The sequence below is a fragment of the Aminobacter sp. P4_H6_2 genome (assembly GCF_056400805.1).
Genome location: NZ_JBFUKO010000209.1, coordinates 1 through 8,201, shown reverse-complemented (window position 1 = coordinate 8,201; position 8,201 = coordinate 1). Strand labels below are relative to the sequence as shown.

At 61.7% G+C, this 8,201-nt stretch carries 9 protein-coding genes; 3 read left to right on the top strand and 6 right to left on the bottom strand.

Annotation, left to right across the window (positions count from 1 at the left end; translation table 11 throughout):
* Positions 1-33 precede the first annotated feature (33 nt).
* Positions 34-609 carry an N-acetyltransferase family protein gene (locus AC1DUU_RS15995; protein WP_476784393.1) on the top strand — a complete coding sequence of 192 codons (576 nt, stop codon included), beginning with the start codon at positions 34-36 and terminating at the stop codon, positions 607-609.
* 4 nt (positions 610-613) lie between these two features.
* Here AC1DUU_RS15995 and AC1DUU_RS15990 read toward each other — a convergent pair whose 3' ends face one another.
* Both AC1DUU_RS15990 and AC1DUU_RS15985 read right to left on the bottom strand, forming a co-directional pair.
* Positions 614-1,159 (bottom strand): DUF924 family protein, encoded by a 546-nt coding sequence (locus AC1DUU_RS15990; RefSeq protein ID WP_476784392.1) that lies wholly within the window; start codon positions 1,157-1,159, stop codon positions 614-616.
* Position 1,160: 1 nt separating this feature from the next.
* Positions 1,161-3,023, bottom strand: coding sequence for a monovalent cation:proton antiporter-2 (CPA2) family protein (locus AC1DUU_RS15985; RefSeq protein ID WP_476784391.1), 1,863 nt, complete (start codon positions 3,021-3,023; stop codon positions 1,161-1,163).
* A 266-nt stretch (positions 3,024-3,289) separates the two neighbouring features.
* Between AC1DUU_RS15985 and AC1DUU_RS15980 the strand changes: the two genes are divergently transcribed.
* Positions 3,290-3,556: a hypothetical protein gene (locus AC1DUU_RS15980; RefSeq protein ID WP_476784390.1), complete on the top strand. Its 267-nt coding sequence runs from the start codon at positions 3,290-3,292 to the stop codon at positions 3,554-3,556.
* Between the two features lie 67 nt (positions 3,557-3,623).
* Here the strand turns inward: AC1DUU_RS15980 and AC1DUU_RS15975 are convergent, their stop codons facing one another.
* From AC1DUU_RS15975 to AC1DUU_RS15960, 4 genes are all read right to left on the bottom strand, one after another.
* The gene (locus AC1DUU_RS15975; RefSeq protein ID WP_476784394.1) at positions 3,624-4,142 is read right to left on the bottom strand and encodes a hypothetical protein; all 519 of its coding nucleotides are present in this window, start codon (positions 4,140-4,142) and stop codon (positions 3,624-3,626) included.
* 108 nt (positions 4,143-4,250) lie between these two features.
* A complete protein-coding gene (locus AC1DUU_RS15970; RefSeq protein WP_476784389.1) occupies positions 4,251-5,339 on the bottom strand; it encodes a YcjF family protein in 1,089 nt (362 codons plus the stop codon).
* Positions 5,336-6,808, bottom strand: a complete 1,473-nt coding sequence (locus tag AC1DUU_RS15965; protein ID WP_476784388.1) for a YcjX family GTP-binding protein — start codon at positions 6,806-6,808, stop codon at positions 5,336-5,338. The genes AC1DUU_RS15970 and AC1DUU_RS15965 overlap by 4 nt, the downstream gene beginning before the upstream one ends.
* A 67-nt stretch (positions 6,809-6,875) precedes the next feature.
* Positions 6,876-7,379 carry a SixA phosphatase family protein gene (locus tag AC1DUU_RS15960; protein WP_476784387.1) on the bottom strand — a complete coding sequence of 168 codons (504 nt, stop codon included), beginning with the start codon at positions 7,377-7,379 and terminating at the stop codon, positions 6,876-6,878.
* 245 nt (positions 7,380-7,624) lie between these two features.
* On the opposite strand from AC1DUU_RS15960, the gene dksA reads away from it, so the two are divergent.
* Positions 7,625-8,041 carry an RNA polymerase-binding protein DksA gene (gene dksA / locus AC1DUU_RS15955; RefSeq protein ID WP_476784386.1) on the top strand — a complete coding sequence of 139 codons (417 nt, stop codon included), beginning with the start codon at positions 7,625-7,627 and terminating at the stop codon, positions 8,039-8,041.
* The last annotated feature ends 160 nt before the right edge of the window (positions 8,042-8,201 follow it).

Below are 8,201 nucleotides of genomic sequence, written 5' to 3'. Positions count from 1 at the left end.
CGTCGGGACAAGGCCGTGTGACGGAGCTATACCATGACTATTGCCATCTCGCCGTTGACGCCCGATCTGTGGCCGCATTTCGAGGAGTTGTTCGGCAAGCAGGGYGCCTGCTACGGCTGCTGGTGCACCTATTTCAGGCTGCCGCCGGCAGCACGCCGAGAAAACAATCGCGAGAGCAACAAGGATCACATCAAGGCGCGTATCGAGGCTGGCCCGCCGCCGGGTTTGCTAGCATTCGAAGACAATGAGGCGAGCGGCTGGATGCAGATCGGCCCGCGCGCCGACGTGCCGGAGTTCAACAATGCGGGCAGGGGCTCGGCACCGTTTGAGCCGGGCGATGCCAGCGACCCGCTAGTTTGGGCGATCTCGTGTTTTTTCATTCGCAAAACAGCGCGTGGCCAGGGGCTGACGCATCGACTTGTCGATGCCGGCATCGCATTCGCGCGGCAATCGGGCGCTCGTATTGTTGAAGCGTGTCCGATGGACCAGTCGAAGGATTCGCGCTCGGTCGGCCTGTTCGTCGGCTCGACGCGGGTATTCGAAAAAGCAGGCTTCGCCCGCACCGCCGAACGCAGGCCTGGCCGCCCGTTGATGCGCCTGGAGCTTTGAAGGCTCAGCCGGAGAAGCCGCCCGCTTCCAGGAATGCCAGCTCCTGTTCGCTTGATTCGCGGCCGAGGATGAAATTGCGGTGCGGGAAGCGGCCGAAGCGGGCGACAATGTCGCGATGGCCGATGGCGTGTTTCAGATAGTCGCCGCCAAGGGCTGTCGAGCGTTCGAGCGGGATGTCGTGGTCGGCCAGGGCCTCGGAATGCGAAAACGGCAGGTAGAAGAACACCCGGATCGGCGCTTCGGTGGCGAGGTCATGGCCATCGGCGATCGCCTTGCGGGCAAAGTGGCGGGCAAGGGGATCGGTGGCATACATATGGCCGCTGCCCCGGAAGCAATTGCGTGGAAACTGGTCGAGCAGGATCATCAACGCCAGCGCACCTTCGGCGTCTTCGGCCCAGGCATCACATTGGCGCTTGGCGGCGGCCATGTGAAGGTCGCCGAAGCGGCTGCGAAAGCCAGCGTCGAACATCTCGTCCTTGCGGAACCAGCCTTCCGGGCCGGCCTCACGCCAATAGGCCACAACTTCGGTTGCGCGCTGCCTGTCCACCATATCAATTTCTCTCCGTTTGTTCGCTTGGCGCGGTCTTCTTGGCGATCATGCTCGCGGCTTCCTCATTGAGCGCCTTGGCGGTGCGCCGCGGCGGTGTCAGTGGTGTTGGCACCGGACCGGGAATGTTGCCCTGCAGATAGTCGCGGCCTGACTGGATATCACCTGCGATCTGCATTTCCAGCCGCGCCGCATCGCGGTTTCGCACCTCTTCGATCACTTCGGCGACATCGTCTGGATCCTCGCCGAGCTTTTCGAGCGTGGCGCCGCCAAAGACGAGGGCCGACTCGAAGGTCTCGCGCAGCTGGTAGTCGACGCCGGCGCGAATGAGCTGGATCGCCGTGCCGCGGTCATAGGCGCGGGCCAGTACAGGTACCAGCGGGAACTCGGCGGCGAGGTTTTCGGCGATGCGGACAGCGACATCTTCCTTGTCGACGCAAATCAGCACGGCCCGTGCACGTCCCGCACCCGCCGCGTGCAGGATATCGAGTCTGGTGCCGTCGCCATAATAGATCTTGAAGCCGAAGTCGGCGGCCGCCTGGATCATCTCGACGTCGTTGTCGATGATGGACACGTCGACGCCGCGCAACAAAAGCGGCTGGCTGGCGATCTGGCCAAAACGACCGAAGCCGATGACAAGCACGGTGCCGCTGAGTTCGGCGGCCACGTCGACATCTTCGAGCGACTGCTCGTCCTTGGGCGTGAAGCGGCGCAAGACCATGATCGCCAACGGGGTCAGCACCATCGAAATGATGATGATGGCGGTAAGCACCGCATTGGCTTCGCCGTCGATGATTCCGACGGCAAGGGCCGAGGAATAAAGCACAAAGGCGAATTCGCCGCCCTGCGCCATGATCACCGCGCGCTCCAGCGCCTCGCGGTGTCCTGATCTGAGGAAGCGGGCAACGACGTAGATGCCGAGGCCCTTCATCAGCATGTAGACAACAACGTAGAGTGCGATCAGCTGCCAGTTCGCGACGACCACCATAAGATCGAGCGACATGCCAACGGCAATGAAGAACATGCCGAGCAGGATTCCGCGGAATGGCTCGACGTCGGCCTCGAGCTGATGACGGAAGGTCGATTCGGACAGCAGAACGCCGGCGAGGAAGGCGCCCATCGCCATGGATAGGCCGCTCAACTGCATGGCAAGTGCCGAACCGAGCACGACCAGCAGGGCTGCGGCGGTCATGACTTCGCGAGCGCGCGATTCGGCGAGGATGCGAAACAGCGGGTTGAGCAAATAGCGCCCAGCGATCACCAAGCCGGTGATCGCTGCGATGCCGATGCCGATCTCCGTGAGCCTACCGGCCCAGCCGGTGCCGGCATCATTTGCCGCGACAGGCGCGAGGAAGGCCACAAGCGCAAGCAGCGGCACGATGGCAAGATCTTCGAGCAGAAGGATCGAGACCATGCGCTGGCCCTTGGGAGTCGACATCTCGCCGCGCTCGTCGAGCAACTGCATGACGATTGCGGTTGAAGTCAGCACAAATCCCGCGCCGGCGATGAAGGATTGAGCGACTGAAAAGCCGCCCGCCAGCCCAACAGCGGTCAGCAAAAGCGCGCAAATGCCGACTTGGAGGGCGCCAAGCCCGAAGATTTCGCGCCTCAGGCCCCACAACCGCGATGGCTGCATTTCAAGTCCGATGATGAACAGGAACATCACCACGCCGAGTTCGGCGACATGCAGGATGGTCTCGGCTTCGGAGAAGACACCGATGCCGAAAGGACCGATGATCACGCCGGCGCTGAGATAGCCAAGGATCGAGCCGAGGCCGAGGCGCTTGAATAGGGGGACGGCAACAACGCCTGCGGCAAGCAACGCCACCACCGGAACCAGATCGACACCCGATGCTTCTGCCGCCATGCGCCTTGTCGATCCTTATGCGTGCGGCAGCTGCCGCTTTGGGGAAAGGGCCAAGATAGGTGCTTCGAAGGCTGTCGAACAGCCCGCCCATCCAATCGAATCGCCGGGCTGCGAAATGTCGGTGGTTCGACGTTCGGCGCGTCAGTCTTTGGCCGCACAACTTGCCATTGCGTCTGGCATGTCATGCCGCTATGGCGGGCGTGGTTTCGATCAGCGGGGATCGAAAAGCTGCCGGCATTTCCTGCCGGTTACGAGGAAAGACTGACATGAGAAATATTCTGCTTGCCGTTCTTGGCGTTGCTGCACTTGGCCTTTCGGCCTGCTCGAAGGCGCCGGAATGCACCGCCGAGATCATGGCCAAGAAGGGCCAGGAAGTGGCAACCGCGCTTCAGGAAGCCATCACCAAGGATCCGGCCAAGGCGGCTGATCTGTCTGCCAAGGTGACGGAAGTTGCATCCAAGTTCACCGGCGCGACGACTTCGGCGGATGCCTGCAAGGCCTATGACGACTTGCTGACGGCCATCAAGGGCTGATTCTTCAGCTTCAAAAAAGAAAGGGCGGCACCTTAGGTGTCGCCCTTTTCGTTGGAGGAGGAAACAATCAGTTCTTGGCGATGGCGCCGACCGCCGTGCCGTCGACACGCGACAGCTTCATTCCGATCACCGGCACAAGCTGCTTTTCGACGCGCACTGAAATGGTGACATGCATCGAATTTTCGTCCGGCACGCGCGCCTGCATCACACCGTTGAGCTGATTTCTGTTGATCGCAAGCACGACCTTGCGGCCATCGACGACGCTGCCGGAAACGATATCGAGGCCTTTGCCTTCCGAGCCGTCGAGGAATTTGCCGCTATAGCCGCTGCGGCCCTTCTGCTCGATGGTTGCCGACATCTTCTGGGTGAACACACCCACGCGGCATCCGCCGTCGAGCGACATGCCGACCTTGCCGTCCGGTGTCGAGCCGGTGAAATTGCAGGTGAATTTCGTTCCCTTGTATTTGCCTGCGACGATCTCGCCCGGGCCGACCCATTCACCTTGGACCGACTTGAAGAACGTCTTGTCGCGTTCTGGTGCCTTGACCATGTCCGCGTGCACGACGGATGGCAGCGCCACGGCCATGGCAGGCAGGACAGCGGACAACAACAAGCGCTTCATGGGCACACCCGACAGCAGGAAACTGGAACAATTGGTTGAAAAGACCATGACCAAGAATGGTTAATGCTTCGTCTATTTGGCCTTTTCGCTGCCCTTGTCCTTGGTTGCAAATGTGGTGAGAGCGGCGAGGAAATCGCCCATGCCGGGACGCTTCATCGCGGCAAAGGGCAGGGGGCGCGCGGTCTCCATCGCGGCTATGCCGATACGCGCGGTCATCATCCCGTTGACCACGCCTTCGCCGAGCTTTGCCGAAAGTTTCGCAGCCAGGCCGTGGCCGACCAATTGCTGGACGAAACTGTCGCCGACGGCGATCGAGCCGGTGACGGCGAGGTGGGCGAGGGCTGCTCGGGCAAGTCGGAAGAAGCCGAGCGTGCCAGGGCGTCCGCCGTAAAGCTCGGCTAGCCGGCGTATCAGGCGACCGGCTTCGAACACGACATAGGCGATGTCGACCAATGCGCGCGGGCTGACCGCCGTCACCAGCGACACGCGTTTGGCAGCGTCCAGGATCAGGATCTTTGCCTGTGCATCGAGCGGTGTSAGAATCTCGGTTTCTGCGAGCCGCACGAGGTCAGCGCCATCGATCACGTCGCTACGCAGATCCGCAAGCGTACGCCTCCCGGCTGCCGTTTCAGGTTTCGACGCCAAAAGATTCGACAATTCATCGACGACATTGCGTGCCAAGCCCGGGTCATTGCGTTCGATGGCATCGGTTGCCCGGTTGCGCAGCCGCTCGACTGAAGCGAGGCGGAAGACGGCGAGAAGCTCGCGAACAAGAATGACCAGCAACGCAAGCGCCGCGATACCGGCGGCGCCTATGGCGAGCCAACCGAGCCAATCAGCGCGGGTGAACAGGTCACGGATCAGCCGGTCGGTCCAAAGCCCGACACCGAGCGAAATCAAAACACCTGCTGCGGCAAGAAAGATTGCGCCGAGGCGGGACTTGCGCTTGGGCGCAGTTGCCGGCGGCGGTTCGGCGGCAGCGATGCTGGGCTCGTCAAACACATCGAATTCGGCCGGTGTGACAATCGCAGCCTCGGCGGCGAGCGCGCGCGGCTTGCGCTCGGCAGGCTGGGACACTTGCGTTTTCTTGCTCGCGGCCACGTCTTGCAGGGCAATTTCCGGTTCGATGCGGAACGCCGCAGGCTTTCGGGGAGCGCTCATGCGAGGTGATCTCCGATGAGGAACTGCAGGGCGCGGTCAAGCCGGATATGCGGCAGCGACAGTGTCATGCCTTCGGCCGTGCGCTCGAGCCGGGGTGGGCGGAAGCGCACGAAGCGGATCGTCGGGTCGTTCGCGTCCTGGCGGTGATTGGTGCCAAAATCCTGGAACACGACATCGGCTTTTTCGGGTAAGTCACCGGGAAATATGGCGGTTTCGGTATTGCCGTCAAAACGGTCCTCGCCGATGGTCTCGCCTTCGATCGGCGTGCCGATGATGACGGGCAGTGTCTCTCGACCTTGTTTGACCGTGCCCTCGCGGGTGGCGCGGACTGCGGCCAGCGCAAGAACGTCGACTTCGGCGCCTGAGAGATTGGCGCGTGCAACGGCGCGATCGGTCAGCCGCCGCACGATCGCCTGCAGCTTGTCGTGGCTTTCATGGTGCAGATGATCTGCCTTGGTCGCAGCGACCAGAATGCGGTCGATGCGGCGCGAAAACAGGTCGGTGAACAGGTTGCCGCGACCGGGACGGAAGCAGGCCAGGATTTCCGTCACCGCGCGTTCGAGGTCGGCGATGGCGCCAGGGCCTGCATTCAGCGCCTGCATTGCATCGATCAGCACGATTTGCCGGTCGAGGCGGGCAATGTGCTCGCGGAAGAACGGCTTTACCACATGGGTCTTGTAGGCCTCGTAACGCCGCTCCATCATCGCGTGCAGCGAACCGGGGCGCGCCCGCTGGGCGAGGCCAGGCAGCGGGGCAAATGTCAGCGCCGGCGAGCCTTCTAGGTCGCCCGGCATCAGGAACCGTCCTGGCGGCAGCGTCGACAGTGCGCGCTCGTCATCCTTGCACGCCTTGAGATAGGCGGCAAAACTCTCGAACAGGCGCCGCGCTGTCATCTCGTCGGCGTCCGCTTCGGGCTTCACCGTGGCTGCAAGCTCGCGCCAGCCTTCCGACAGGTCTGCCCGAACCGGCAAACCTGCCAGCTCAAACGCCTCTCTGGAGAAGTCGTCGTAACTCTTGCCCAGCAGCGGCAGGTCGAGCAGCCATTCGCCGGGGTAGTCGACGAGGTCGACCGACAGCTTTCCCGCTGAAAACATGCGGTTCCAGCCTGAAGCCGATTCAAATTCTATCGTCAGCCTGAGTTCCGATATGGCGCGTGTCGAGTCCGGCCAGATCCGCTGGTCGACGAGCGCTCCGACATGATCCTCATATTGAAAACGGGGCACCGCGTCGTCGGGCTGCTCTTCGAGGAAGGCGCGCGAAATACGCCCCGATTTCTGCGCTTCAAACAGCGGCAACCGCCCGCCATGGATCAGATTGTGCACGAAGGCCGTGATGAACACGGTCTTGCCAGCCCGTGAAAGGCCGGTGACGCCAAGCCGCAGCGAAGGCGCAAACATACCCGTGGCACGGCCGGAAAGCGTGTCGAGGGCAATACGCGCCTCGTCGGTGAAAGTGGTCAGAGACGCCAATCGTCGATCCCCATGAGGTCGCGTCGGATATAGGTCGCGCCGACGGGATTTGAAATGGCGTGCAATTTCAAAGATCAGCTGGCGTGAGGAAAGCTTCGAGATAACCTTGGCCGAGCTCGGCAGCGGAAAGCTCGCCTTCGAACCGGACCACGGCTAGCCCCGACGTCGGAAAACCTGTTTGCAGCGTATGTATGGCAGCCTCATCGCCGTCGCCCGAAACGGCCATGGCGAGGTCCTCCATCATCGGATTGTGACCGATGATGAGGATAGAACCGTGCCGGCCATTTTCCCGGATTTTCTCCAGATACCCGGCGGCGTCCGCACTGTAGAGATCATCGGTGAAAACCACCCGTCCGGTATCTGCGTGGCCGGCGATACCTTCCAGGGTTTCGCGGGCGCGCCGGGCGTTGGAGCAGAGCGTCAGTTCGGGAACATAGCCATTGGCGCGCATCGCCCTGCCGGTTGCTTCGGCATCCGCGACGCCGGTGGCGTCGAGCGGGCGGTCGAAATCCCTGACGCCGGGCAGCGCCCAGCCAGCCTTGGCGTGCCTGAGAAGATAGAGCTTGCTCAAATGTCGCTCCCGGGAAGCTCAAGCTCCCGACGAGCCTGTGCCAACAGCCATCTGAGGATGTAGCCAAGCGCCAGGCACCTTGCAACCGGACGATGCCGTTCCTCGTTGCTTGTGCAGGAGAGTTGCGCTCTTGCCACGCCCGAATCACTACACGCAGGCCTGCGACAACTTTTCCAGGAATGCTCTTGTGTGAGGGTTGACCCGCGAATATATAGGCGGCGAAACGGGGTTATCGGGTGAGTCGAATGAACGATACCGTTACACTTGGTTATGTGCCCTCTGAGGAGGAGCCGTTCATGAGCGAACGGCAGAAGTCTTACTTCAGAGCTAAGTTGATTGCCTGGAAGAACGACATCTTCCGCGAAGCTCGCGAAACACTCGAAATACTCCAGCAGGAAAATGCCAACCACCCGGATCTTGCCGATCGCGCATCATCCGAGACGGACCGTGCCATCGAACTTCGAGCGCGCGACCGTCAACGCAAGTTGATCTCCAAGATCGACTCGGCGCTGCAGAGAATTGACGAGGGAACCTACGGCTATTGCGAGGAGACTGGCGAACCGATCTCGCTGAAGCGACTGGACGCGCGTCCGATCGCCACGCTGTCGATCGAAGCTCAGGAGCGTCATGAGCGCCGCGAAAAAGTCTATCGAGACGACTGATTGCGGAATATCGAAGAAATGAAAAAGGCGGCCTCGGCCGCCTTTTTTGCGTGTACTATCCGATGGCGCATTATCGCTTATGGCTCGAAAGCTCGCCGAGCAGTTTCGCCATTTCATCGTCGAGTGACGGATCGGCGATCTTGACCGCCTTGGTCTGGGG